This window comes from Streptomyces sp. NPDC102406, from assembly GCF_044765725.1.
Taxonomy (GTDB): Bacteria; Actinomycetota; Actinomycetes; order Streptomycetales; family Streptomycetaceae; genus Streptomyces.
The window spans coordinates 200,551-225,006 of sequence record NZ_JBIWKP010000009.1 but is presented as its reverse complement, the minus strand read 5'-3'; the positions used below and the strand labels follow the sequence as shown (position 1 = coordinate 225,006).

General features: G+C 72.5%; 22 protein-coding genes and 2 pseudogenes. 14 read left to right on the top strand and 10 right to left on the bottom strand.

The genetic code is table 11. The features are described 5' to 3' along the window. Together ACIRF8_RS29950 and ACIRF8_RS29945 are read left to right on the top strand one after the other, a co-directional pair. Positions 1–169, top strand: a pseudogene (locus ACIRF8_RS29950) (nucleoside-diphosphate sugar epimerase); the annotation flags it as partial. 86 nt (positions 170–255) lie between these two features. Next, a pseudogene (locus ACIRF8_RS29945) lies at positions 256–420 on the top strand (nucleoside-diphosphate sugar epimerase); the annotation flags it as partial. A 23-nt stretch (positions 421–443) separates the two neighbouring features. Here ACIRF8_RS29945 and ACIRF8_RS29940 read toward each other — a convergent pair. After that, positions 444–1,628: an ROK family transcriptional regulator gene (locus ACIRF8_RS29940; protein ID WP_404219754.1), complete on the bottom strand. Its 1,185-nt coding sequence runs from the start codon at positions 1,626–1,628 to the stop codon at positions 444–446. Positions 1,629–1,735: 107 nt separating this feature from the next. Here ACIRF8_RS29940 and ACIRF8_RS29935 point away from each other — a divergent pair, with 107 nt between their 5' ends. Further along, positions 1,736–2,947 (top strand): MFS transporter, encoded by a 1,212-nt coding sequence (locus ACIRF8_RS29935; RefSeq protein ID WP_404219752.1) that lies wholly within the window; start codon positions 1,736–1,738, stop codon positions 2,945–2,947. A gap of 19 nt (positions 2,948–2,966) precedes the next feature. Here the strand turns inward: ACIRF8_RS29935 and ACIRF8_RS29930 are convergent, their stop codons facing one another. After that, positions 2,967–4,250, bottom strand: coding sequence for an alginate lyase family protein (locus ACIRF8_RS29930; RefSeq protein WP_404219750.1), 1,284 nt, complete (start codon positions 4,248–4,250; stop codon positions 2,967–2,969). Between the two features lie 202 nt (positions 4,251–4,452). On the opposite strand from ACIRF8_RS29930, the gene ACIRF8_RS29925 reads away from it, so the two are divergent. The 3 genes from ACIRF8_RS29925 to ACIRF8_RS29915 all read left to right on the top strand — a co-directional run bounded on the left by ACIRF8_RS29925 (position 4,453) and on the right by ACIRF8_RS29915 (position 7,730). Further along, the gene (locus ACIRF8_RS29925) at positions 4,453–5,889 is read left to right on the top strand and encodes a uracil-xanthine permease family protein (RefSeq protein ID WP_404219748.1); all 1,437 of its coding nucleotides are present in this window, start codon (positions 4,453–4,455) and stop codon (positions 5,887–5,889) included. Between the two features lie 107 nt (positions 5,890–5,996). Then, the gene (locus ACIRF8_RS29920; protein WP_404219746.1) at positions 5,997–6,713 is read left to right on the top strand and encodes a DUF5995 family protein; all 717 of its coding nucleotides are present in this window, start codon (positions 5,997–5,999) and stop codon (positions 6,711–6,713) included. A gap of 87 nt (positions 6,714–6,800) precedes the next feature. Next, positions 6,801–7,730 (top strand): LLM class F420-dependent oxidoreductase, encoded by a 930-nt coding sequence (locus tag ACIRF8_RS29915; RefSeq protein WP_404219744.1) that lies wholly within the window; start codon positions 6,801–6,803, stop codon positions 7,728–7,730. 23 nt (positions 7,731–7,753) lie between these two features. On the opposite strand, the gene ACIRF8_RS29910 is transcribed toward ACIRF8_RS29915, so the two are convergent. The 3 genes from ACIRF8_RS29910 to ACIRF8_RS29900 form a co-directional block, all read right to left on the bottom strand. Next, complete coding sequence (locus tag ACIRF8_RS29910) at positions 7,754–9,472, bottom strand: flavin monoamine oxidase family protein (protein ID WP_404219742.1); 1,719 nt, start codon at positions 9,470–9,472, stop codon at positions 7,754–7,756. A gap of 252 nt (positions 9,473–9,724) precedes the next feature. Beyond that, entirely contained in the window at positions 9,725–10,177 is a 453-nt protein-coding gene (locus ACIRF8_RS29905) for an Lrp/AsnC family transcriptional regulator (RefSeq protein WP_404219740.1), read from the bottom strand. Positions 10,178–10,237: 60 nt separating this feature from the next. Beyond that, the gene (locus ACIRF8_RS29900; protein ID WP_404219738.1) at positions 10,238–11,719 is read right to left on the bottom strand and encodes an amino acid permease; all 1,482 of its coding nucleotides are present in this window, start codon (positions 11,717–11,719) and stop codon (positions 10,238–10,240) included. 444 nt (positions 11,720–12,163) lie between these two features. Between ACIRF8_RS29900 and ACIRF8_RS29895 the strand changes: the two genes are divergently transcribed. From ACIRF8_RS29895 to ACIRF8_RS29865, 7 genes are read left to right on the top strand one after another with little or no spacing between them, the layout of a single operon-like run. Beyond that, entirely contained in the window at positions 12,164–13,048 is an 885-nt protein-coding gene (locus ACIRF8_RS29895) for an STAS domain-containing protein (RefSeq protein WP_404219736.1), read from the top strand. Then, complete coding sequence (locus tag ACIRF8_RS29890) at positions 13,045–13,446, top strand: STAS domain-containing protein (protein WP_404219734.1); 402 nt, start codon at positions 13,045–13,047, stop codon at positions 13,444–13,446. Before ACIRF8_RS29895 ends, ACIRF8_RS29890 begins: the two co-directional genes overlap by 4 nt. Next, positions 13,436–13,888, top strand: a complete 453-nt coding sequence (locus tag ACIRF8_RS29885; protein ID WP_404219873.1) for an ATP-binding protein — start codon at positions 13,436–13,438, stop codon at positions 13,886–13,888. Before ACIRF8_RS29890 ends, ACIRF8_RS29885 begins: the two co-directional genes overlap by 11 nt. After that, positions 13,885–14,898: an ATP-binding protein gene (locus tag ACIRF8_RS29880; protein WP_404219732.1), complete on the top strand. Its 1,014-nt coding sequence runs from the start codon at positions 13,885–13,887 to the stop codon at positions 14,896–14,898. Before ACIRF8_RS29885 ends, ACIRF8_RS29880 begins: the two co-directional genes overlap by 4 nt. Next, a complete protein-coding gene (locus ACIRF8_RS29875; protein WP_404219730.1) occupies positions 14,895–16,133 on the top strand; it encodes a PP2C family protein-serine/threonine phosphatase in 1,239 nt (412 codons plus the stop codon). Before ACIRF8_RS29880 ends, ACIRF8_RS29875 begins: the two co-directional genes overlap by 4 nt. Beyond that, positions 16,130–16,528 carry an STAS domain-containing protein gene (locus tag ACIRF8_RS29870; protein ID WP_404219728.1) on the top strand — a complete coding sequence of 133 codons (399 nt, stop codon included), beginning with the start codon at positions 16,130–16,132 and terminating at the stop codon, positions 16,526–16,528. The genes ACIRF8_RS29875 and ACIRF8_RS29870 overlap by 4 nt, the downstream gene beginning before the upstream one ends. Positions 16,529–16,537: 9 nt before the next feature. Next, positions 16,538–16,903, top strand: coding sequence for an ATP-binding protein (locus ACIRF8_RS29865; RefSeq protein WP_404219726.1), 366 nt, complete (start codon positions 16,538–16,540; stop codon positions 16,901–16,903). Positions 16,904–16,949: 46 nt separating this feature from the next. On the opposite strand, the gene ACIRF8_RS29860 is transcribed toward ACIRF8_RS29865, so the two are convergent. The 4 genes from ACIRF8_RS29860 to rpe all read right to left on the bottom strand — a co-directional run bounded on the left by ACIRF8_RS29860 (position 16,950) and on the right by rpe (position 20,641). Then, positions 16,950–18,392, bottom strand: coding sequence for a GuaB1 family IMP dehydrogenase-related protein (locus tag ACIRF8_RS29860; protein WP_404219724.1), 1,443 nt, complete (start codon positions 18,390–18,392; stop codon positions 16,950–16,952). 117 nt (positions 18,393–18,509) lie between these two features. After that, positions 18,510–18,809, bottom strand: coding sequence for a barstar family protein (locus ACIRF8_RS29855; protein ID WP_404219722.1), 300 nt, complete (start codon positions 18,807–18,809; stop codon positions 18,510–18,512). Then, the gene (locus tag ACIRF8_RS29850) at positions 18,802–19,782 is read right to left on the bottom strand and encodes a sugar-binding transcriptional regulator (RefSeq protein ID WP_404219871.1); all 981 of its coding nucleotides are present in this window, start codon (positions 19,780–19,782) and stop codon (positions 18,802–18,804) included. Before ACIRF8_RS29850 ends, ACIRF8_RS29855 begins: the two co-directional genes overlap by 8 nt. 175 nt (positions 19,783–19,957) lie before the next feature. Beyond that, complete coding sequence (rpe, locus tag ACIRF8_RS29845; RefSeq protein WP_404219720.1) at positions 19,958–20,641, bottom strand: ribulose-phosphate 3-epimerase; 684 nt, start codon at positions 20,639–20,641, stop codon at positions 19,958–19,960. A 150-nt stretch (positions 20,642–20,791) separates the two neighbouring features. On the opposite strand from rpe, the gene ACIRF8_RS29840 reads away from it, so the two are divergent. Continuing rightward, positions 20,792–22,942: an MMPL family transporter gene (locus ACIRF8_RS29840; protein ID WP_404219718.1), complete on the top strand. Its 2,151-nt coding sequence runs from the start codon at positions 20,792–20,794 to the stop codon at positions 22,940–22,942. Here the strand turns inward: ACIRF8_RS29840 and ACIRF8_RS29835 are convergent. Beyond that, positions 22,916–24,373 (bottom strand): RsmB/NOP family class I SAM-dependent RNA methyltransferase, encoded by a 1,458-nt coding sequence (locus tag ACIRF8_RS29835; protein WP_404219716.1) that lies wholly within the window; start codon positions 24,371–24,373, stop codon positions 22,916–22,918. The genes ACIRF8_RS29840 and ACIRF8_RS29835 overlap by 27 nt on opposite strands. Between the last annotated feature and the right edge of the window lie 83 nt (positions 24,374–24,456).

The following is a 24,456-nucleotide window of genomic DNA, read 5'->3' as shown; positions in this document are numbered from 1 at the left end:
CCCGGCGCGCGCGTATCTGCGGGCGGAGGGCAGGCACCGTCCGGTGCTGGCCGTTCCGCTGGCAGGCAGGACGTACCGCGCATTCCGCTCGGGCGGACACCTGGCCCCGGAACACGCCGTCGGCAAGGGCACGTTCGAGGAATACCTGACGGGGCGCGAGGCACGCTGACCCGCGCCGGAGAGCCGGGCACCTCACGCGGAGGGCGCCCGGCCCCCCGGCCCGAACACGTCGTCCTGGGCGGACTCGCGGACCCGGCGCGCGCGTATCTGCGGGCGGAGGGCAGGCACCGTCCGGTGCTGGCCGTTCCGCTGGCAGGCAGGACGTACCGCGCATTCCGCTCGGGCGGGCACCTGGCCCCGGAACACGCCGTCGGCAAGGGCACGTTCGAGGAATACCTGACGGGGCGCGAGGCACGCTGACCCGCGCCGGGAAGCCGGGCCCCTTATGCGGAGGGCGCCCGGCCCCCCGGCCCGAACACGTCGTCCTGGGCGGACTCGCGTGCCCTCAGCAGCGCGCCGCGCAGGACCGCGCCGCCGCCGAGCGCCCCGGCCCGCACCTCCGTGGCCAGCGGTGACATCGCGGCCAGCCGCTCCGCGACCCGGCGCGCCAGCACGTCGCCCCCGGCCCGCCCGACCTCCCCGGCCAGCACCACGCACCCGGGGTCGAGGACGGCCACGATCGCGGCGGCGCCCAGCACCACCCGGTCGGCCAGGGCGTCGAGGAACCCGTCCGCGCCGTGGGCGACGGCGTCGCGCACCACGCCTGCCGCCCGCTCCACCGGCTCCCCGGGGTCCACCAGGCCGTGGGCGGCGGCCAGTTCGAGGATCGCCGCCGATCCGGCCAGGGAGTGGAAGCCGCCGTCGCAGCCGGTCGCGGAGGGCAGCCCGGCCGTCCCCGGCACGGGCAGGAAGCCGACCTCGCCGGTGCCGCCGGAGGCGCCGCGCCGCAGTTTCCCGTCCAGGACGACCGCGGCCCCGATGCCGAGCCCGAGCCAGAGCAGCACGAACGTGGAGCGGTCCCGGGTGGCGCCGTCGCGCTGCTCGGCGAGCGCCGCGAGGTTCGTCTCGTTCTCCACCGACACGCGCGCGGGGAACCGTTCCTGGAGCGCGGCGACCAGTCGGCGGTGCCATTCGGGCAGGCCGGTGGAGTCGCGCAGCTCCCCCGAGACCGGGTCGATGAGCCCCGGCGCGCCCACCCCGACCGTGTGCAGCCGCTCGGCGCCCGCCTCCTTCGCCGTACGTTCCAGGAGGGCGACCGCGCGCTCGACGGCGGCGCCCGTCTCCTCGCCCTCCTCGACGGGCAGCTCCGCCCGGGCCAGCACGGTGCCGAGCAGGTCGGCCACGACGAGCCGGACGCCCTCGGTGCGCACGTCGAGCGCGGCGAGGTGGGCGCGGTCGGCGACGATCCCGTAGAGGCGGGCGTTCGGGCCGCGCCGTTGGGCACCCGCCTCCCCGACGACCGTGACGAGCCCGGATGCCGTGAGCCGCTCGACGAGGTCGGCGACGGAGGGCCGCGACAGACCGGTCAGCTCCTTCAACTGCCCCGCGGTCAGCGGGCCTCGGTCCTGGAGGAAGCGCAGTGCGAGCCGGTCGTTGATGGCTCGGGCGGTCCTCGGTGATGCGGGCATGGCCGGAATCCTACGCGGAAACGGGTTAACTAACAGGCAGGGTTCCTGATAGTTTACGGCGGCACCATGGCGCCGGGCATGGAGACGTACTGGGAGGGGCCCACCGGATGAGTGAAGTGACGTACGCGCTGCGGGACGTGAAGCGGGCGCGCTACGCCGTCGCGACCGTCTTCTGCGTCCACGGGGCGGTGACCGGTTCCTTCGCGACCCGCGTCCCCTGGATCCAGGACCACGCGGGGGTGAGCGCGGGCCAGCTCGGTCTCGCGCTCGCCTTCCCCGCGATCGGCGCCTCGGTGGCGATGCCGCTGGCCGGCGGTGTGAGCCACCGGTTCGGGGCGCGCACGGCGCTGCGCGGCCTTCTCGCCCTGTGGACGCTGGCCCTGGTCCTGCCCTCGCTCGCCCCGAACCTGCTCACGCTCTGCGCGGTGCTCTTCGTCTACGGCGCCACGGCCGGTATGTCGGACGTGGCGATGAACGCGCTCGGCGTGGAGGTCGAGACCCGCCTCGACAAGTCGATCATGTCGGGGCTGCACGGCATGTGGAGCGTGGGTGCTCTCATCGGCTCGGCGGGCGGCACCCTCGCCGCGCACCTCGGCGCGGACGCCCGGGTGCATCACCTGCTGGCCGCGGCGGTCCTGACCACGGCCGGGTTCATCGCCTGCCGCTGGGTGCTCGACCTGCGGCCCGCGGAGGACGAGGAGGCACCGCCGCGGTTCGCGCTGCCGCCGAAGTCCGCCCTGCTCATCGGGGCCGTCGGGTTCTGTGCCGTCTTCGCCGAGGGCGCGAGCCTGGACTGGTCGGCGGTGTATCTGCGGGACGTGCTGGACACCTCCGCCGGGCTCGCGGCCGCCTGCACCACCGCGTTCACGCTCACCATGGCCGTGGCGCGGATCGCGGGGGACGCGGTCGTGGACCGGTTCGGCGCGGTGCGCACCGTGCGGGTGAGCGGGGTCGTGGCCACGCTCGGCGCGCTGCTCGTGGTCGCCGCGCCGAACCCGGCCGTCGCGATGGCCGGGTTCGGTCTGCTCGGCCTCGGCATCGCGGTCGTGGTGCCGCTCGCGTTCGCCGCGGCCGGGCGCAGCGGCCCGAACCCGAGCCAGGCCATCGCGGGCGTCGCCACGATCACGTACACCTCGGGGCTGATCGCGCCCTCGGCGATCGGTACGGTCGCGGACTTGACGAGCCTAGTAGTGTCGTTCGGTCTGGTGACCGCGCTGACCTGCGGCCTGATGGTCTTCGCCGGGGTACTGCGCGGCGCCGACCGCACCCCGACGACGGCCGCGAAGGCCCAGGACGCGCCGGTGTCTCCGACCAAGTGAACGCGGGGAGCGCCGGGGGTCAGCCCGCGATCGAGTCCAGTTGCTCCGCCGCGGGGCGCAACGCCCACAGGTCGCCGCCGGGCGGTGCCTCCAGCCTCGGGACGGCCTTGCGCGCGGCTCTGTCCCCCGCGTCGGCCGCCGCCCGGACGACGTCGCTCGCGGCGAAGCGGTGGAACTCCAGCTCGGGGTGGGGCCAGGCGGTCGCCCCCGTCGCCGCGGGCAGCAGGTGGTCCACGGCCTTGAACAGGCTCTGCCCGGCCGGGCCCCGGTAGCCCCACAGGTCGACGCCGACATGGCGGCCGATCGCGGCGAGCCGGGTGTAGGCGACCAGGTCGAAGGTGGAGTAGTGCCAGCTCCGGGTGCGCGCGAGCTCCTGCGGCTGGCTGCCGTCGCCCGCGATCTGCGCGTCGACGCGCCGGGTGCGGGCGTCGAGGACGGTGCGGCGTGCGAGGTCCGTGTCGCCGGTCGCACAGGCGAGGGCAGCGACCTGCATGTCGTAGAAGGTGCCGTGGTTGTTGTCGGCGGCGCCCTCCTGCCGGCCGAAGTCGCTGTGCACGAGCCAGTCCAGGAAGTCCTCGTTCCACTTCCCCATGCCCGCGCGGTCGGTCCCGGACCAGCCGGGGGCGCCGGTGGCGAGGAGGGCGACGGCGTCGACGACGCTCGTGTACGACTGCGAGAAGTCGATGACGCCGATGGCGCGGCCGTCGTACGTGCACGGGATGAACTGGGCGTGGTCCAGGTTCGGGTTCATCCTCGTGTCCGCGTCGAGGAACCAGGTGCGCAGGACCTGGGCGGCCTTCACGGCGTACTGCTTCCTGCCCGTGTAGTACCAGGCGAGGGCGAGGTCGTAGGTGGAGTCGAAGACCTTCTCGACGTCCTGGCGGTCGGTGCCCGTGTCGACCTCGGGATTGCGCTGTCCGTCGCGTTGCACGTACGGGCAGCCCCACGGGTTGTCGGCGGTGGGCCGCGTGGAGGGCCACCAGTACGGGGCCTGGCTCAGGTAGTCGTGGACGTCACCGCCCGGTGCGGGCCTCGGCTTGTCGACGACGGTCCACGGGCCCTGGTCCAGCCAGGCGTCGGCGCGCGCCGTCAAGTCCCTCACGGATCGCTTCAGTCGCGGGTCGCCGTGGGCGAGGCGGTGCTTGGTCCGCAGCAGGCGCTCGCCGTCGAGGACTGCGGTTCTCGGAGCGGCCGTCGTGGGGCCGTCGCCATGGGCGGCGGCGTCCGCGGCCGGCATCAGGACGACGGTCAGAGCGGCCGCCGCGGCGAGCGCGCCGAGGCGTGTCCGGGGTCTTGATCGCATCACACGGCTCCATCCGTCTATCCACCCATCGATCCAGACATGTATGTGAACGATGTTCATGGACAAGTGCGAGCGAGGGTAGACCTCCACCCTCCGCGCGACAAGGAGTCCGACAAGAGCACGGCAGGACACGCGGCGGCCCTCGTACGTGCGTGCCTCTACCATGAGGCGGTCATTTCGAGCCACAGAAAGCAGAACTCACATGGACCTCGGCGTGCGCTGGAAACTGCACGGCGACGGACGCACCCCGGCGCCCGGCGCCGTCGTCCGCCCCGACGAGCGGTTGTCGTGGCCGCGCACGATCGGGCTCGGCGCCCAGCACGTGGTCGCGATGTTCGGCGCCTCGTTCGTCGCGCCGGTGCTCATGGGGCTCGACCCGAACCTCGCCATCATGATGTCCGGCGTCGCGACGGTGATCTTCCTGCTCGCGACGCGCGGCCGTGTGCCCAGCTACCTGGGCTGCTCGCTCTCCTTCGTGGGCGTGGCCGCCGTGATCAGGGCGCAGGGCGGCACCAGTGCCACCGTGACCGGCGCCGTCCTCGTCGTCGGCCTCGTGCTGTTCCTCGTGGGTGTCGCGGTGCAGCGGTTCGGGGCGCGGATCATCCACGCGGCGATGCCGCCGATCGTCACCGGCGCGGTCGTCATGCTGATCGGCTTCAACCTGGCGCCGGTCACCGCCTCCACCTACTGGCCCGCGGACCAGTGGACGGCGCTGCTCGTGATGCTGTTCACCGGTTTGGCCGTGGTGTGCCTGCGCGGTTTCTGGTCCCGTATCGCGATCTTCCTCGGGCTGCTCTTCGGCTACGGCATCTCCTGGGTCTTCGACCGCGCCTTCGGCAAGATCCACTCGGTGAACGGCGGCACGCGGGCCGTCGACCACTGGCGCCTCGACCTCTCCGGCGTCGGCCGGGCGGACTGGGTCGGCCTGCCCTCCTTCCACGCGCCGTCCTTCCAGTGGTCGGCGATCCTCGTCGCGCTGCCCGTGGTCATCGCCCTGATCGCGGAGAACGCCGGGCACGTCAAGGCGGTCGGCGAGATGACCGGCGAGAACCTCGACGGCAAGCTCGGTACGGCGATCTCGGCGGACGGCGCCGCCTCCATGCTGTCCACCGCCGTCGGCGGCCCGCCCAACACCACGTACTCCGAGAACATCGGCGTCATGGCCGCGACCCGCGTCTACTCCACGGCGGCCTACTGGGCCGCGGCCGGATTCGCCCTCCTCTTCGGGCTCTGCCCCAAGTTCGGCGCGATCGTCGCGGCGATCCCGGGCGGCGTGCTCGGCGGTATCACCGTCATCCTCTACGGCATGATCGGGCTGCTCGGCGCGCAAATCTGGATCAACGCCGAGGTGGACCTGCGCAACCCGCTGAACCTGGTACCGGCCGCCGCGGGCATCATCATCGGCGTCGGCAACGTCTCCCTGAAGTTCACCGACACCTTCTCCCTCAGCGGTATCGCGCTCGGCACGATCGTCGTGATCACCGGCTACCACGCGCTGCGCGCCATGGCCCCCGCGCACCTCAGGTCGCAGGAACCGCTCCTGGACGCGGGCACGTCGACCTATGACGAGCACGGCGACGACGAGCACGGCGCGGGCGGGTCCGGGGCGGCGAGAGGAAATCAGTCGGCCGGCTCGTAGGCGTGATCGGGGGTGCGCGCCCTCCTCTCGGCCGTCGGTTCGCTCGTTCTGGGGAAGCCCCCGGCCAGCCGACACCCGCGTCAGCCGACGGCTGGGACCCTTCGGCCATGGCGCAGTCGCAACGGTTCGCGAGTACTCAGGCCCCCGCCGCACCCGGGATCGACACGGTGATCGCGCGGATGCGCGCGCTCGCCCTCGACCTGCCGCCCCGGGACGGTGTGGCGGTCTTCAACCGGCTCTACCTCACCGTCACCGAGACGGTCGGCCGGGCCGTCGACCGCGGCGCGGCAGGCGGTTTCCCCGACCGGGGCGCCGCGAGCACGCTGGGCGTCCGCTTCGCCGAGCGCTATCTCCGCGCCCTCGACGCGGCGGTCCTCGGGGGCCGCGGGCCCGCGTGCTGGCGACCGCTGCTCCAGTTCCGCCGCCACCCTGGCGTACGCCCTCTTCAGTTCGCCCTGGCGGGCATCAACGCGCACATCGGCCACGATCTCGCGCTGGCCGTCGTGGACTCCTGTCGTACGCTCGGCTGCGGACCGGACGCGCTGGAGGACGAGTTCGAGCGCGTGGGCGACCTCCTCGTCCTGCTGGAGGAGCGGATCCGCGAGGAGTTGATGCCGGGACCCGATCTCCTCCAGGTCGCCGATCCGCTGACCCATCTGCTCGGCTCGTGGAGTCTGGAGCGGGCCCGCGACGCCGCGTGGGGCAGCGCGCGCGCCCTGTGGGCGTTGCGCGAACTCCCTTGCGTGGCGGCCGAGTTCAGTCACCGGCTCGACACCTCGGTGGGCCTGGTCAGCCGCATGCTGCTCACCCCGCTCCCCGACTGAGCACCGCCCGCGGACCCGGAACTCTCCGAACGGACCCGCGCGTTGAACGGTGCGGCACCTGATGCGCAGGCGACGAAGGAGCATGGTATGGCGACCCGACTCGGCCTCGGCCTCCCGCAGATGCGGCAGTACGACATCGGCCGCGACATCCCCGACGTGGCACGCGCGGCGGAGGCCACGGGGTACGGGAGCCTGTGGGTCTTCGAGCGGATCCTGTTCCCCGAGCCCGCCCGGCAGGGGCTCTACGGGATTCCTGGACTGCCCTGGCCCGACCGGTACCGCTCGGTCGCCGATCCGCTGGTCTCGCTCACGCTCGCCGCGGCGGCCACCTCGCGCGTCCGGCTCGGCACGAGCGTCCTGATCGCCCCGCTGCACGTGCCCCTCCAACTGGCCCGCGCGCTGGCCTCGTTGGACGCGGCGAGCGGCGGCCGGGTCGTCGCCGGTTTCGGCACCGGCTGGTCGGTCGACGAGTACGCGGCGGCGTCCGTGGCCCCCTTCGAGCGGCGCGGCCGGGTCCTGGACGAGCTGATCGACGTGTGCCGTGCGGTGTGGGGCCCGGACCCGGTGGCGTACGAGGGCGAGCTGACGACCATCGCCCCGTCCGTGATCGGCCCCAAGCCGGCCCGCCCCGTGCCGATCCTCCTCCCGGCGAACAGCGCGAAGGCGGCGCGGCGCCTGGTCGACCGCGCGGACGGCTGGATGCCCGCCGCGGCGGGCGCCGAAGCCCTGCGCACGCGGTGGGCGGAGCTGCGGGCCTTGGCGGCGGAGCGCGGACGCACGGCCCCGCTCCGGAGCGTGCTGCGGGCCAACGCCCTCTACATCCGCGAGGGCCGCGCCGCCGACGACCGCCGGCCGTTCCAGGGCAGCGCCGCCCAGATCGTCGAGGACCTGGCCGCCCACGCCGAGGTGGGCCTGGAGGAGATCATCGTCGACCTCCAGGGCGCCGTCCGGGACGCCCAGGAGCTCAAGGACGTGGCCGCGGAGGTCTACGAGAAGGCACGGGCGGCCGGGGTCTGAGAGGGCCCCAGGGGTATTGCCCCCTAGTCCTCCGGCAGTTCCACCGGCGCGATCTCGTCGTAGACGTCGCCGGGTCCGGGGTTGGTCGCGTCCGTGCTGCCGCCCAGGTGGTGCATCACGCCCCAGACGGCGTTGAGCGCGGTCTGCACGGCGCCCTCGGCCCAGCCGGCCGTCCAGGAGATGTCGTCACCGGCGAGGAAGATGCCGCGCCGGTCCTCGGGGAGGCGGTCCTGCATGAAGTGGGTGAACAGGCGGCGCTGGTAGCGGTAGTGGCCGGGCAGGTTCGCCTTGAAGGCGCCCATGAAGTAGGGCTCGTTCTCCCAGGACACGGTGACCGGGTCGCCGATGATGTGCTTGCGGATGTCGACCTTGGGATAGATCTCGCCGAGCGACTTGAGCATGACCTCCATGCGCTCGTTGGCCGACAGCGGCAGCCACTTGAGGCTGTCGTCGCACCACGTGTAGGAGAGGCAGATGACGGCGGGCTTGTCCGGACCGTCGTCCAGCAGGTAGGTGCCGCGCGTCATCCGGTCGGTGAGCGTCATCGACATGGTGTCCCGGCCGGTGGGGTTGCCCCGGTCGTCGACGGCCTTGTCCAGCCAGAACGGCCGGTCGACCGGGACGAACAGCTTGCTGGACTCCATGTAGTGGGTCCGCTCGATCGCCGTCCAGTGGTCGATGGGGAACAGCGCGTCGTCGCACGCCACCTTGGAGAGCAGCATCCAGGACTGCGCGGTGAAGATCGCCGCGCGGTACGTGCGGATGGAGCCCCCGGCGTCGGTGACGGTGATGTGGTTCCCGGCGGTGCGGGCGAGCCGGGTCACGGCGGGGCGCGGCTGTCCGGCCGCGTGCAGCGAGGCGAGCGAGGTCCCCTGCGCCCAGTGCACGATCTTCTCGGGGGCGCGGTCCCACAACCGCAGCGGCAACTGCTGGGAGCCGCCGACGATGCCGCGGTGGTGGTCGTCGGCCTCGGTGTAGACGACGCGCAGGATCTCCAGGATGGAGTTCGGGAAGTCGGTGTCCCAGCCACCGGTACCGAAGCCGACCTGGCCGAATATCTCCCGGTGACGGAAGGACTTGAACGCCTCGGATTCGCACAGGAACCCGTAGAAGGTCTGGTTGTCGAGCTTCTCGACGAGCCGGGACCAGATCTCCCGGATGCGGGGCACGTCACGCTCGCGCATCGCCCGGTTCATGTCCGTGAAGTCGGCGCCGTCCTCCAGGCAGGCGTTCCACGCGGCGGCGACGTCGCGGTAGACCTGCGGCAGGTCCTCGATCGTCCTCGCGTAGTGGCTCTCGCCCTTGAGGTCGACCACGGTCGAGGGGGTGGCCGGGGAGAGCGGGTTGGGGAACGGCCGGGTGGTGAGGCCCACCAGGTCGATGTAGTGCTGGAGCGCCGTCGAGGACGGCGGGAAGCGCATCGCGCCCATCTCGGCGCTCAGCCCGGCCGCGTCCGGCGGCGTCCCCTCGAAGCCGACGGTCCGCAACCGGCCGCCGATCTTGTCGGCCTCGTACACGACGGGCTTGAGGCCCATCTTCATCAGCTCGTACGCGGCGACGATGCCGGAGAGGCCACCGCCGATGACGGCGACCTCGGTGCCGTGCTCGGTCGCCGGTATCTGCCCGATCCCCGCCGGATGGCCGAGGAAGTCGTCGTACGCGTACGGGAAGTCAGGGCCGAACATGGTGATCGGCGGCTGCGCTTCGGTGTGCTGGACGGCGGTGGGCACCGTGGACGTCATGGGGTACGGACTCCTAGCGGATACGGGTTCGCGGCGACGACGGCATGGCTGTGCACGGGGACGACGTACGACGGAGAGGGAGGGTCGCCGGGACTGCCGGGGACCGTTACGACGGTACGTTTCCGTGGCGCGGCGGGGAAGCCGGGACTGTTGCGTCTGTACGTGCGATCCGTTGCGCGCGCGGGGGTTGCCGCGGCGATTCGTTGCGCGGGGCCGCAAGGGCACGGGAGCGGTGAACCGGACGGCGGTGAACTAGACCGGTGAGCCGGAGGTGAAGCGGCGCATCAGCGGGGAAAGCACGAGCACGGACTTGGTCCGCTCGACGAACGGCTCCCCCGCGATGCGCTCCAGGACCCGCTCGAAGTGGCGCATGTCGGAGGCGAAGACCTGGACGAGGGCGTCCGCGTCACCGGTGACGGTGGAGGCGGCGGCGACCTCGGGATAGCGCTCCAGACCTCGCCGGATGGCGTCCGGCGAGGTGTTGCGGCGGCAGTAGATCTCGATGAACCCCTCGGTCTCCCAGCCGAGCGCGGCCGGGTCGACCCGCACGGTGAAACCGGTGATCGCGCCGGTGGCCCGCAGCCGGTCCACGCGCCGCTTCACGGCGGGCGCGGAGAGGCCGACGATCTGGCCGATGTCGGCGTAGGAGCGGCGGGCGTCCTCGGCGAGGGCGTGCACGATGCGTTCGTCGAGATCGTTCAGCAAGGCAGGCGGTTCACTTCTGTGTTCGGTTCACTTCCGTGCTCGGTCACTTCCGTGCTCGGTTCACTTCTGTGCTTCTGCGGCACGCGCGGGGGCGGCGAGACGGGAGCGACGCATCCCGTAGCAGAAGTAGAACACGAGGCCCACGGCCATCCAGGCACCGAAGACGATCCAGGTGATCACGGACAGGGAGCCCATCATCCACAGGCACAGCGCGAAGCCGATGACCGGCAGCACCGGGGAGAGCGGCACGCGGAAGGTGCGCTCCATGTCGGGCCGGGTCCGGCGCAGCACGATCACGGCGATGTTGACCAGGGCGAAGGCGAAGAGCGTGCCGATGCTCGTGGCGTCGGCGAGCTGGCCCAGCGGGATGGCCGCGGCGAGCACACCGCAGAACAGGGAGACGATGACGGTGTTGACGCGCGGCGCCCCGCTCTTGGCGTGGACCTTGGAGAACACCTTGGGCACGAGGCCGTCCCGGCTCATGGCGAACAGGACGCGGGTCTGCCCGTAGAGCACGGTCAGGACGACGGACGCGATGGCGATGACCGCGCCGGCGGCGAGCAGCGTCCCCCAGACCGTCTGGCCGGTGACGTCCTTCATGATCCCGGCGAGCGCGGCCTCGGAGTCGCTGAACTGCTTCCAGGGCCTCGCGCCGACGGCGACCGCGGCGACCAGGACGTACAGCGCGGTGACGATGACGAGGGAGAGCATGATGGCGCGCGGCAGGTCGCGCTGCGGGTTCTTGGCCTCCTCACCGGCGGTGGAGGCGGCGTCGAAGCCGATGTAGGAGAAGAAGAGCGTGGCACCGGCGGCGCTGACGCCGGCCATGCCGAGCGGCATGAAGTGCTCGTAGTTGCCGGACCGGAAGCCCTTGAGGCCGATGGCGCAGAACAGCAGCAGCGACACGATCTTGACCACGACCATGATCGTGTTGGCCCGGGCGGACTCCCGGGCGCCGCCCAGCAGGAACGCCATGGCGAGCAGCACCACGATGAGCGCGGGCAGATTGAAGATGCCGCCGTCGCCGGGCGGCGCGGAGAGCACGTCCGGGATGGTCACGCCGATGGTGCCGTCGAGCAGTTCGTTGAGGTACTCGCCCCAGCCGACGGCGACGGCCGCGACGGAGACCCCGTACTCCAGGACCAGGCACCAGCCGCACACCCAGGCGATCAGCTCACCCATCGTTGCGTATGCGTACGAGTAGGAGGAGCCGGCGACCGGGATGGACCCGGCCAGCTCGGCGTAGGAGAGGGCCGAGAAGAGGGCGGTGAGGCCCGCGATGACGAAGGACAGCGTGACGGCGGGACCGGCTTTCGGGACGGCTTCGCCGAGGACCACGAAGATGCCGGTGCCCAGCGTGGCACCAATGCTGATCATGGTGAGCTGCCAGAGTCCGAGGGAGCGCCGCAGCGTGCCACCCTCGCCCTGGCCCCCCTCGTCGACCAGGCGTTCCACCGGCTTGCGGCGCATCAGACGGGCGCCGAGGCCCGCGCTCGCGGTCTCGGTCTGTGGGGTGCGCGGGGGTGCGCCGTGATCGAGCACGGACTGGCTCCTTCATCGCTGCCGGTTGGGGTCGGGCGGGGCGAGGGAGCGTTGCGGTGGTCACATCGGACCGGGGACCGCCGAGCAGGCCGTCCCCCGCCGTGCCACGTACAGCGGATGACTCTAGAGGACGTGGCTTCCCGGCTGTAATGCAGCAACCTTGCGTACCGGCGCATGTTCGTTGCGCGGATCGCGCCGTGTCGCACGTTCGTTGCGGCGTCCGTTTCGCCTGTTGCGTTCCCGTGTGCTCGGCGTCACACGCCGGGGGGCGGCATGAACCGTCCTTCCGGGGGTACGCGGTGGGGCCGTCCCGTGCTTCGGCCGTTCGTCGGCCGAAGCACGGGACGGTCGCGCGTCGCCCCGGGTTTGGGCGGCGAATGATCGATGTGTGCATCATGTGCAGGTGCATACAGCCGTACGAGAAGAACGGTGTGAGAGGGGCTTGTGAGTACCAGCGAGACCGATATCCGCAACCTGTTGCTCGAGGCGCTGCGCGACCAGGAAGGGCAGATCGCCGACCGGTGGACGCTGCTCCAACTGGAGCAGGCCGCGCTCGGCACCGACATGACCGACGGCGAGCTGCGCGAGGAGGCGCACCTGCTCATCGACGCCCTCACCGACGCGCTGGCCAGTGACACCCCCGTCGGTCGCCTGGTGACGTCGCACCACAATCTGCGCACGACGGTGACGCAGCTCTCGCTGCGCCGCGTCCGGGCCGGGGCCACACCCACCGACACCGCGCTCGCCGTCCTGTCCCTGAAGGAGGCGCTGCTGGCGGCCGTGCAGCACACCACACGCGACACGAGCGAGCTGTTCTCGGCGGCCGTGCTGGTCAACCGCATGCTGGACGCAGCGGGCGCCCTCTCCTTCGAGACCTACGTCGAGGGGCGCGAGGAGATCATCCAGCGCCAGAGCCGCCAGCTCATGGAGCTGTCCACACCCGTCGTGCGGCTGTGGAAGCACGTCCTGGCCGTCCCGCTCATCGGCACGCTGGACACGGCCCGCACCCAGATCGTCATGGAGTCGCTGCTCCAGGCGATCCAGGACGACGAGGCCAAGATCGCCATCATCGACATCACCGGTGTGCTGACGGTGGACACGGCGGTCGCCCAGCACCTCATGCACACGGTCAACGCGGTCCGCCTGATGGGCGCGGACTGTGTCATCAGCGGTATCCGGCCGCCCATCGCGCAGACCATCGCACAGTTGGGGATCGACCTGTCCACCATCCTGACCCGTGCGACCCTGGCCGACGCCCTGGCCGACGCCGTGAAGCTGACCGATCAACCCGCGGTCGGCTTCGCGGTGACCGGATCGGCACCGCGGTGACCACGCAGCGCCCGACGGGCGTCCCCATCCTGCGGCTCGCCGACGTCCTGGTGACAGGGCTGCTCAACGAGCTGGACGACCGGTCCGCGGTCGCCTTCACCGACGAGCTGACCGAGCGGATCGTCTCCGACCGCGCCCGCGGCGTGCTCATCGACATCTCACGGCTCGAACTCATCGACTCGTTCGTGGCCCGCACGCTGATGGAACTCACCAACATGGCCCGGCTGCTGGGCGCCCGCGTCATCGTCGCGGGCATGCGCCCCGCCGTCGCCATCACCCTGGTCGAACTGGGCATCCAGCTCACCGGTGTGGAGACGGCGCTCAACGCCGAGCAGGGCCTGACCGCGCTCGGCTGGCAGAGGACCCCGGAGGGCCCAGACCGTGACCATGTCGGATGAGCGCACCGCGCACACGATGCGCCCCGCGGCGGCCGAGGTCGCCGTCCGCCGCGACTACGACGTGCGCTCCGAGGACGACCTGCTGACGGTCCGGCACGCCGTGCGCGCGGCGACCGTCGAGTGCGGCTTCGGCCTGGTCGACCAGACGCGGGTGGTGACCGCCGCCAGCGAACTGGCCCGCAACGCCTACATCCACGGCGGCGGCGGCACCCTGACCGTCGAACTGCTCAAGCGCCGCGGCGCGGAGGGCATCCGTCTCGTCATCCAGGACGAGGGGCCCGGCATCCCGGACCTCGGCACCGCGATGACGGACGGCTGGACCTCGGGCAACGGTCTCGGGCACGGCCTCGGCGGTGCCCGGCGGCTGATGGACGAGTTCCATGTCGACACCTGCCCCGGGGCCGGCACGACGGTCACCGTGGTTCGCTGGACGGTGCGGTGAGCGTCTTCGCCGACGCCGCCGTGACCGCGCACGTCGTCGTCGACCACCCCAGCGCCGTCCACCACGCCGCGTCCCTCGCCAGGGACGCGGCGCGGGCGAGCGGCCTCGACGCCACCGCCGTCGAGCGGGCGGCGGTGCTCACCACCGAGCTCGCCGGGAACCTGCTGCGGCACGCGGTCGACGGCGCCGTCTACGTGCAGCGCCTTCCGCAGAACGGCGGCCTCGACGTGGTCGCCGTCGACCGGGGCCCCGGCATGGCCAGCCCCGACCGGGCCATGACCGACGGATACAGCACCACCGGGACCCTCGGCTCCGGCATGGGCGCCGCCCGGCGGCTCGCGGACGAGCTGGCGCTGCGCACCCTGCCGGGCGTCGGCACGCTGATCTGCGCCCGCTTCCGCGCCCCCGACGCCGCCCCGGCCCGGGCCGACCTCGGCCTGGTCTGCCTGCCGCTGCGCGGTGAGGAGGCGTGCGGGGACAGCGCGGCCGTGGCGGACGCGCCGGGCGGCCGGACCGCGGTCGTGGTGGACGGGCTCGGGCACGGCGTCGAGGCCGCCGAGGCGAGCGCCGCCGCCGTGCGGGTGTTCCACGAGGGCCCGGAGCGCCCCCTGCCGGAGCTGCTCGGGGCGATGGACCGGGCGCTGCGCGGAGGCCGCGGCGCCGCCGTCGGCCTGCTGCGGCTGCGGCCGGGCACCGCGGAGCACTGCGGGATCGGCAACGTACGGCTGCTGCTCGTCGGCCATGACGGCGTCGGGCCCCGGGCCGCCGGACAGCCGGGTGTGGTCGGCTGGAACATGCCGCGCCCGTTGCCGCGTTCCCTGTCCATGCCCGAGACGAGCGCGGCGGTGCTGCACAGCGACGGAATAGCGGCGCGCTGGCCGGACACGGCCACCCCGTTCCTGCTGGGGTTGCCGCCCCGGCTGCTCGCCGCGGCCCTGGGCCACGGTCACCGTTCCGTTCGGGACGACGCGACCGCCCTGGTCACCGGGGCGGTAAGGAGGAATACATGACCGACCGGGCAGCCGCGCCCGCGCAGCGCACGACCCACCGCTCCCCGGCCGAACTACGTGCCGCGGTGCGGGCGTTGGCGGTCACGTACCGGCTCTCGGCCGAGCTGCGGACCCAGTTGACCCTGTCCGTGGCCCGTGTCGCCGAGTCCGAGCTGCGGGCCGGCCGGCCCGTCACGCTGGAGGCCGCCTACGAGGAGGCCGCGCACGGGCAGGCCCTCACGGTGCGGCTGCGGGCCCCCCAGACGCCCTGGGCCGCGCCGGTCGAGGCGCTGCCGCTGCCCGGGCGGCGCGAGGCGGACACCACGGTGTGGCGCGTGCCGCTGCCCGGACAGCGCCGCCCCCCGGCCCTGGAGTCCGCCGAGCCCTCCCCCACCGAGCTGCTGGAGGAGGAGCTGCGGGTCGCGGTCGCCCGCGCCGACGCCCTGGAGGCCGACCGGCGCCGCCTCACCCATGAACTGGACGAGACGAACAGCGGGGTCCTCGCCCTGTACGTCCAGTTGGAGGAGCGCGACGAGCAACTGCGCCGCGCCCACGGCCAGATGCTGCGCGAGCTGGAGGACGCGCTGCGCCCCGGCCCGATGAAGGTCGACGGGCTCGAACTGGCCATCCACTACGCGCCCGCGGGCACGGACGCCCCGACCGGCGGCGATCTGTACGACTGGTTCCAGCTCCCCGACGGCACCGTGCACATCACGGTCGTCGACGCGCTCGGCCACGGCCTCACCAGTACCAGCAGCGCCCTGAACGTGACGCACGCCGTCCGCACGCTCGCCCTGGAGGGACACCCCCTGGAGACGATCGTCGCGCGGACCGACGAGATCCTGCTGCCCTACGACCGCGACCTGATGGCGACGGTCCTGCTGGCCCGCATCGACCCGGTCACGGGCCGCGTCGATCTCGCCAACGGCAGCCATCCCCCACCCCTCCTCGTCGCCGAGGACGGTTCCGCCCGGTTCCTCGAGGTGCGCGGCCGGGGCATCGGCTACCCGATGGCCGGCAGCGACCGGTTGTGGCGCGAGCAGCTCGCCCCCGGCGACCTTCTGGTGCTGTACACGGACGGTCTCACCGAGAGCCGTCGCGACCCCTACGAAGGCGAACGCCGGCTCGTGTCGGCGGCCGTCCGGCACCGGCATCTGCCGACCGACGACATCCCCGGCGCCCTCGCCGAGGAGATGCACACCGTGATCCTGCACCCGGACGACACGCTCGCCCTGACCGTACGGAGAAGCCGATGACGCACGCGGCACCCGAGTCCATACCCGACGGCCCGCCCGCCGCGGCGGCGCCCTCCCTCACGGACATCACGCACGGGCCGGAGGGGCCGCTGATCACGCTCACCGGCGACCTCGACTACGCGACGGCCCCGGAACTGCTCGCGACGGTCACCGGACTCGCCACCGCGCCCGGCACCACCGTGACCCTCGACCTGTCGGGCGTACGGTTCTTCGACTCGGGCGGCATCAACGTGCTGCTGCGGGCCCGTACCGCGCTTCAGGAGCGCGGCGCCGAGCTGGCGGTCCGCCGCCTCTCCCCCGTCGTCGAACGGATCTTCCGCATCACGGGGCTCGACACGGTCCTCCCCGGGGTCCCGGCGGCGGCCGGGGACCATGAAGATCCGGTCGGAGGGTAGTTGTCCCGTATGGAGATCGTGGTGCACGGGCCCGTCACAGGGGCCCAGGCCCGGGGCGTGGCCGCCCGGTTCCTCGCCGAGCACTGTCCATGGGCCGACTCGGACGCGGTGCTGCTGGTCGTCTCAGAGCTGGTCACCAACGCGGCCCGGCACACCGGCGCCTTCTCGCGCCTGCGGCTGCGGGTGGACGGGGACGGCCTCTCGGTGGCCGTGGAGGACGGCGACCCCAACCCGCCGGTGCCGCGCGCCCCTGATCTGAGCGGTGGCGGTGGCTTCGGCTGGCACATGGTGGAGCGGCTGGCGGAGCGCCTCGCGGTGCTCCCGGCGCCGGACGGCAAACGCGTCGAGGCGGCGTGGGCGGCGCCGGCGGCCTGACGCGCGGCGCCGCCCCCGCCGCCCCGTCAGGCCGCCGGGACCGGCTTCAGCTCCAGCTCGCGTGCAGCGGCTTGCCCTCGGCGTAACCGGCGGCGGACTGGATCCCGACGACGGCCCGCTCGGCGAACTCGGCGAGCGAGTCGGCGCCCGCGTAGGTGCAGGACGAGCGGACGCCCGCGATGATCGAGTCGATCAGGTCCTCGACGCCCGGACGCTGCGGGTCGAGGAACATCCGGGAGGTGGAGATGCCCTCCTCGAACAGCGCCTTGCGGGCCCGGTCGTAGGCCGACTCCTCGGAGGTCCGGTTCTTCACGGCGCGCGCGGACGCCATGCCGAAGGACTCCTTGTAGGCGCGGCCCTGCGCGTCGTGCTGGAGGTCGCCCGGGGACTCGTAGGTGCCCGCGAACCAGGAGCCGATCATCACGTTGGAGGCACCGGCGGCCAGCGCCATGGCGACGTCGCGCGGATGGCGGACACCGCCGTCGGCCCAGACGTGCTTGCCGTACTTCTTCGCCTCGGCGGCGCACTCCATGACGGCGGAGAACTGCGGCCGGCCGACGCCGGTCATCATGCGCGTGGTGCACATGGCGCCGGGCCCGACACCGACCTTGATGATGTCCGCGCCGGCCTCGATCAGGTCCTTCACGCCCTCGGCGGCGACGATGTTGCCGGCCACGATCGGGACCTGCGGGTCGAGCGCGCGCACGGTCCTGATGGCGCTGATCATCGACTCCTGGTGGCCGTGGGCCGTGTCGATGACGAGGGTGTCGACGCCCGCGTCGAGAAGCTGCTTGGCCTTGCCCGCCACGTCCCCGTTGATGCCCACGGCGGCGGCGATACGCAGCTTGCCGTCGGCGTCGGTGGCCGGGGTGTAGAGCGTGGCGCGCAGGGCGCCCGTGCGGGTCAGGATGCCGGCGAGCCTGCCGTCCTTGCCGACCGCGGGGGCGTAGCGGCGGTTGGCGCCGTCCAGCTTGTTGAAGGCGTCGCGCGGGTCGATGTCCGCGTCGAGCAGCAGCAGGTCCTTGGCCATGACCTCGGAGAGCTGTGTGAAGCGGTCGACGCCGGTCAGGTCCTGGTCGGTGACGACGCCGACGGGGCGCTGCTCGTCGTCGACGACCACGCCGGCGTTGTGCGCGCGCTTGGGCAGCAGCGCCAGGGCGTCGGCGACGGTCTGCGTCGGCGCGAGGACGATCGGGGTGTCGAGGACGAGGTGGCGGGTCTTGACCCAGGAGATGACCTCGGTGACGACCTCGATCGGAATGTCCTGGGGGATGACGACGAGCCCGCCGCGGCGGGCCAGTGTCTCGGCCATACGGCGTCCGGCGATCGCGGTCATGTTGGCGACGACCAGCGGGATCGTGGTGCCCGTGCCGTCCGGCGACGAGAGGTCGACGGCCTGGCGGGAGCCGACGGCGCTCCGGCTCGGCACCATGAAGACGTCGTCGTACGTCAGGTCGTACGCGGGCTTGATGTCATTGAGGAAACGCACGTGCGGACATCCCAGTCGGTAGAAGGGGTCCCCAGGAGGAATCCTCCGGGGCACAAAGCACGTACTTCATTTTCCCACGGCGCCCGCGACCGCGTCTCCGGGCCGAACATCCCAAGGTCAGCGGTCCGCCTCGGACGATCGTCCAAGGCGCAGCTCCACGTGGTGCGCCTCGGCGAACACCTCGCGGGCCGTGGCCCACTCCTCGGGGCACCGCTCCGCGAACGCGCCCCAGCCGGTCACGAGGAGGACGAGGCCGCGCCCGGCGTCCGGCCCGGCGCCGAGGTCGCTCAGGCTGTCGGCCAGCGCGTCCCAGTTCCGGCCGAACCAGTCCGGCAGCGCGAGCGCGGCGGCGCAGCGGTCCATGAAGGCGGCCTTGTCCAGGGCCCCGGTGAGGTCGAGGACGACCGTGTCAGTCATCCGGGTCGGTCCGCTGCAACGCGGACCGGGGCGCCGACCCCGCGGCCAGCAGGAAATCGGCCGCGGCGGTGTCGGTGACCAGGCTCGTCACCAGTCCGGACCGCAGCACGGCGTCGATGGCGGCGGCCTTGCGCTGGCCACCCGCGATGGCCACGACCTCCGGTATGCGGCGCAGGCGGTCCGCCTCGACGGTGATGCACCGCTCCCCCAGGTCACGTCCGACCCGGCGGCCCTGCGCGTCGAAGAGGTGCGCGGACATCTCGGCGGCGACCCCGAGGGACGCGTAGTGCGCGCGCTCCTCGTCGCTGAGCATGTCGTGCACGGTCGAGATGCCGGGCTCCCAGGAGCCGATCGACACACACGCCACCGTGACCTTGTCGAAGTACTCGAAGGCGCGGGCGATCCCCGTCTGGTTGCGCAGCGCCGCCGCGGTCGCGGCGTCGGGCAGCAGCATGGGCGCGTAGATGGGGTGCGCGTCGCCGCCGGAGACCTGCGCGGCGCGCCGGACGGCCTCCACCGATCCGCGCTCCGCCGTCCCGGCGTCGTACACACCGGTCAACTGCACGACGGTGCACGGCGGGAGCCGGTCGAGGGCGGCGGCCATGTGGATGGTGGAGCGGCCCCAGGCGAGGCCGAGGACATCGCCCTCGGTCACCAGTTCGCCGAGCAGATCGGCGGCGACCTCACCGAGGTTCTCCGGGTCGGGCGACTCCTCCGCCTCGGCCGGCGACTCGACGACGACCGCGTGCCGCAGGCCGTAGCGGGCGCGCAGCGCGTCGGAGCGCTCGGCGTCCAGCTCGGCCGGGACCCGGATCTCGATGCGTACGAGATCCCGCTCCAGGGCGGTCTCCAGGACCCTGGCCACCTTGAAGCGGCTGACGCCGAACTCCTCGGCAATCTGGATCTTGGACTTGCCCTCCAGGTAGAAGCGACGGGCCATGGCCGCCGCCTGCACCAGCTCCGCGGGGCCCATCCGCAGGGCTGACCGACCTGCCGATGATGCGGACACGGCGATCTCCTCACTGCTCTTCTGCACGACTCACTGCGTTTGCACGACTCACTGCGTTCACAACCTGGATACGCGGTTCATCCTTGCAGATCCTGCGGGCTTGATCAGCCCCGAAGTACGGCGTTCATGTTTCTGTGGCTCAGTGGCCGCATGCCCACGAGGCCGAGGCGGTCGCGCTCTGTGCCTGCGTGCGCAATGCACGGACCGCTTCCGCCGGGTCGTCCGCGCCGTACACCGCCGAACCGGCGACGAAGACGTCCGCGCCGGCCTCGGCGCACCGCTCGATCGTCGAGGCGGAGACACCACCGTCGACCTGGAGCCACAGTTCGAGGCCGTGCTTGGCGATGAGCTGCCGGGTCCTGCGGATCTTCGGCAGCATGATGTCGAGGAACGCCTGTCCGCCGAAGCCCGGCTCCACCGTCATGATCAGCAGCATGTCCAGTTCGGGGAGCAGGTCCTCGTAGGGCTCGATCGGTGTCGCCGGCTTGAGGGCCATGGAGGCGCGGGCGCCCTTGGCGCGGATCTCGCGGGCGAGGCGGACCGGGGCGGCGGCGGCCTCGACGTGGAAGGTGACGGAGCCGGCCCCCGCTTCGACGTACTGGGGCGCCCATCGATCGGGGTCCTCGATCATCAGATGGCAGTCCAGAGGGGTGTCCGTCGCCCGCGCCAGCGACTCTACGACCGGAACCCCGAGTGTGAGGTTGGGGACGAAGTGGTTGTCCATGACGTCGACATGGAGCCAGTCGGCGCCCTCGACGGACTTTGCCTCGTCGGCAAGGCGGGCGAAGTCCGCGGACAGGATGCTGGGGTTGATCTGAGCCATGCCCCCAGCCTGTCATGCCCGGGGCCCGTTGCCCTCCTCGGTCCGGACCTGGGCGCGATACCGATGCCGAGCCGTGCCCTCCCGTGCCATTCTGGGCCGCCCACAGCAGGCCGACGGGAAACAACCGCGCACGACGCAGCGGGGGGCGCCATGGCGGAGCCACGGACCGATGCACGGGCCACGAAACCGGTAGGGCGGCGCGGTGTCGCCCGGCTGGTCTGCGGCAGGCGCAGCAAATGGCTGGTGCTGCTGCTGTGGCTGGTGATCATCGTGGGCGCGGCACCCCTCGCCCAGAAACTCACGGACGCCCAGGACAACGACGCCCAGTCCTGGCTGCCGGGTTCGGCCGAGTCGACCCAAGTCCTCGACGTCTCCAAGGAGTTCAGGCCGGAGGCCATCCCCGCGATCGTGGTCTACGCCCGCGAGGGCGGACTGACCGCCGCCGACCGGGCCCGGATCGCGGCGGACGCCCGCCAGATCCGGCAGCTCGGCGACCACGGCCTGCGCGGCGCGCAGACCCTCGGCCCGGTCTTCGACACGAAGGTGCGCCCGTCCGCGGCCCAGATCTCCGTCCCGGTCGCCATGGGCGAGAAGGGCTGGGAGCGGATCGGGCCCGCCGTGGACTCCGTGCGGGAGCGGACCGGCGGCTCGGCGAATGGGCTCGCGATCCACGTCACGGGCCCCGGCGGCACCTCGGCGGACTTCTCGGAGGCGTTCGAGGGCATCGACTCGACGCTGCTGCTCTCCGCGCTCGGCATCGTCATCGTGATCCTGCTGTTCACCTATCGCAGTCCTACGTTGCTGCTGGTGCCGGTGGTGAGCGTGGTGGCGGCCCTGTTCACCGCGCAGGCGCTGATCTACCTGCTGGCCGAGCACGCGGGCCTGACGGTCAACGGGCAGAGCGCGGGCATCCTCACGGTCCTCGTCTTCGGCGCGGGCACCGACTACGCGCTCCTGCTGGTCGCCCGCTACCGGGAGGAGCTGCGCCGCCACGAGGACCGGCACGAGGCGATGGCGCTGGCGCTGCACCGGGCGGGCCCCGCGGTCCTGGCGTCCGGCGCGACCGTGGTGCTGAGCATGCTGATGCTGCTCACCGCCGACATGAACTCGACGCGCGGCCTCGGCCCCGTCGCCGCGATCGGTGTCGCCATCGGCCTGTCCGCGATGCTGACGCTCTTCCCGGCCCTCCTCGTGGTCTTCGGACGATGGCTGTTCTGGCCCGCGATCCCGCACATGGGCTCGGCGGAACCCACCGAGCGCGGCATGTGGGCGCGGATCGGCCGCCGTATCGCGGTCCGCCCGCGCGTGGTGTGGGCCGCGACGGCGGTGGCGCTCGCCGCCCTCTCCTTCGGCCTGACGCAGCTCCGGGCGGAGGGCATCAGCAACGCCGACTCGTTCACGAACAAGCCGGACTCGATCGCGGGCCAGGAGATCTCGGAGAGGTACTTCCCCGCGGGCACCGGCGATCCCCTCGTCGTCGTCACGAACAGCGCGCAGGCCCCGCAGGTGCGCCGCGCCGTCGCCACGACCGAGGGCGTCGTACGGCGCAGCATCGGCGTCCCGCCGAACACCGCGCCCGAGCACGACGGGCGGGTCCTGTTCGAGGCCACGAGCACGGCACCCTCCGACACCCAGGAGGGCCGGGACACGGTGCGGCGGGTCCGCGACGCGGTGCGGGCGGTGCCGGACGCCGACGCGAAGGTGGGCGGCGGCTCGGCGACCCTGCTCGACATGGACCGCGCGACGGCCCACGACAACAGACTGGTGATCCCACTGGTCCTGGTGGTCGTCCTGCTGATCCTGATGCTGCTGCTGCGCGCGGTCGTGGCGCCGCTGCTGCTGATCGGGACGGTCGTCCTGTCCTTCGCCGCGGCGCTCGGTCTGAGCGCGCTCGCCTTCCGGTACCTCTTCGACTACGCGGGCGAGTCGACGGACTTCCCGCTGTTCGTCTTCGTGTTCCTGGTGGCGCTCGGCATCGACTACAACATCTTCCTGTCGACCCGCATCCGCGAGGAGGCCGCCCGCAAGGGGACCAGGACCGGTGTCGTCACGGGCCTGGCCGCGACCGGCGCCGTGATCACCTCGGCGGGCCTGGTCCTGGCCGGTACGTTCGCCGCGCTCGGCACGCTCCCGATGGTGGCCTTCGCCGAGATCGGCTTCGCGGTGGCGCTCGGCGTGCTCCTGGACACGTTCATCGTGCGCTCGGTGCTCGTGACCTCGCTCTTCCTGGATGTGGGGCCACGTGTGTGGTGGCCCCACGCGCTCTCCAGGGAGTCAGGCGGTGCGCCGGATCAGCGCTAGGTACATCGCGTCGGTGCCGTGCAGGTGCGGCCAGAGCTGTACGTCGGGACCCTCCCCGATGCCGGGCACGCCTTCCAACAGGGGCCGGGCGTCGATGAGTTCGGCGCCGCCGACCGACTTCAGGACGTCGTCGACGACCGCCCGCGTCTCGGCCAGGTGCGGGGAGCAGGTCGCGTAGCCGACGACGCCGCCGACCCGCACCGACTCCAGTGCCATGCGCAGCAAGGAGCGCTGGAGCGGAGCGAAGCCCTCCAGATCCTCCGGGCGGCGGCGCCAGCGCGCCTCGGGACGGCGCCGCAGCGCACCGAGCCCCGTACAGGGCACGTCCACGAGGACCCGGTCGAACGTGCCGGGCAGCCACGGCGGGCGCGTGCCGTCGGCGGCGATCACCTGGTAAGGACCCGGGTTCCCGTCGAGCGCCTTCGCGACGAGCCCCGCGCGGTGCGGCTGCTTCTCGGCGGCGAGCAGGGTCGCGCCCCGCCCGGCCGCGAGCCCGGCCAGCATCGCGGCCTTGCCGCCGGGACCCGCGCAGCCGTCGAGCCACTTCTCGTCCCTGCCCTCCAGCGGAGCGTTCGCGAGCGCGAGCGCGACGAGCTGACTGCCCTCGTCCTGGACCCCGGCCCGGCCGGAGCGCACGACGTCGAACGACCCCGGCTCACCGCCCTCCGCGAGCCGCACGGCATACGGGGACCAGCGACCCGGCAGCCCCGACTCCTCGCCCACCTCGGCGAGGACGGCCTCGGCCGTGGTCCGCCCGGGACGCGCCACGAGCGTCACCTCGGGCCGTTCGTTGTCCGCCTCCAACAGGTCCTCGATCCCGGCCCGACCGCCGCCCAGGGAGTCCCAGAGCGCGGAGACGACCCATCGCGGATGCGAATGCACCACCGCGAGGTGTTCCTCGGGGTCGTCCTCGTAGGGCGGCGCGACCCGCTCCAGCCAGGTGTCGAGATCGTCCCGCGACACCTTGCGCAGCACCGCGTTGACGAACTTCGCCCGCCCGTCGCCGAGCACGACCCGCGCCAGCTCCACGGAGGCGGAGACCGCGGCGTGCGTGGGGATGCGGGTGCCGAGCAACTGGTGCACGCCGAGGTTCAGCACGTCGAGCACCGGCGGGTCGACCTCGCGCAGCGGGCGGTCGATACAGGCCGCCACGATCGCGTCGTACGTGCCCTGGCGGCGCAGCGTCCCGTAGACGAGCTCGGTCGCGAGCGCGGCGTCCCGCCCGTCGAACGCGTCGGGCCCCTGCTTCTCGCGCGCCTTGCGCAGCAGCGGCGGCAGCACGAGGTTCGCGTAGGCGTCCCGCTCGTCGACGGCGCGCAGCGCCTCGAACGCGAGGATGCGCACGGGGTCCTTCTTGGGACGCCGATGCGGCTTGCCCGGCTTGCCGGACGGGCCGGGACGGCGCTTCGACGAGGTCGGCTGGTCGCTCAAAGGTGCTCCGCTGGTGGGGTCGTACAGGCGCTACGCGAAAGTCGTACGCCGAAATGAACCCTCCCAGCCTACGTCGCGGCCAC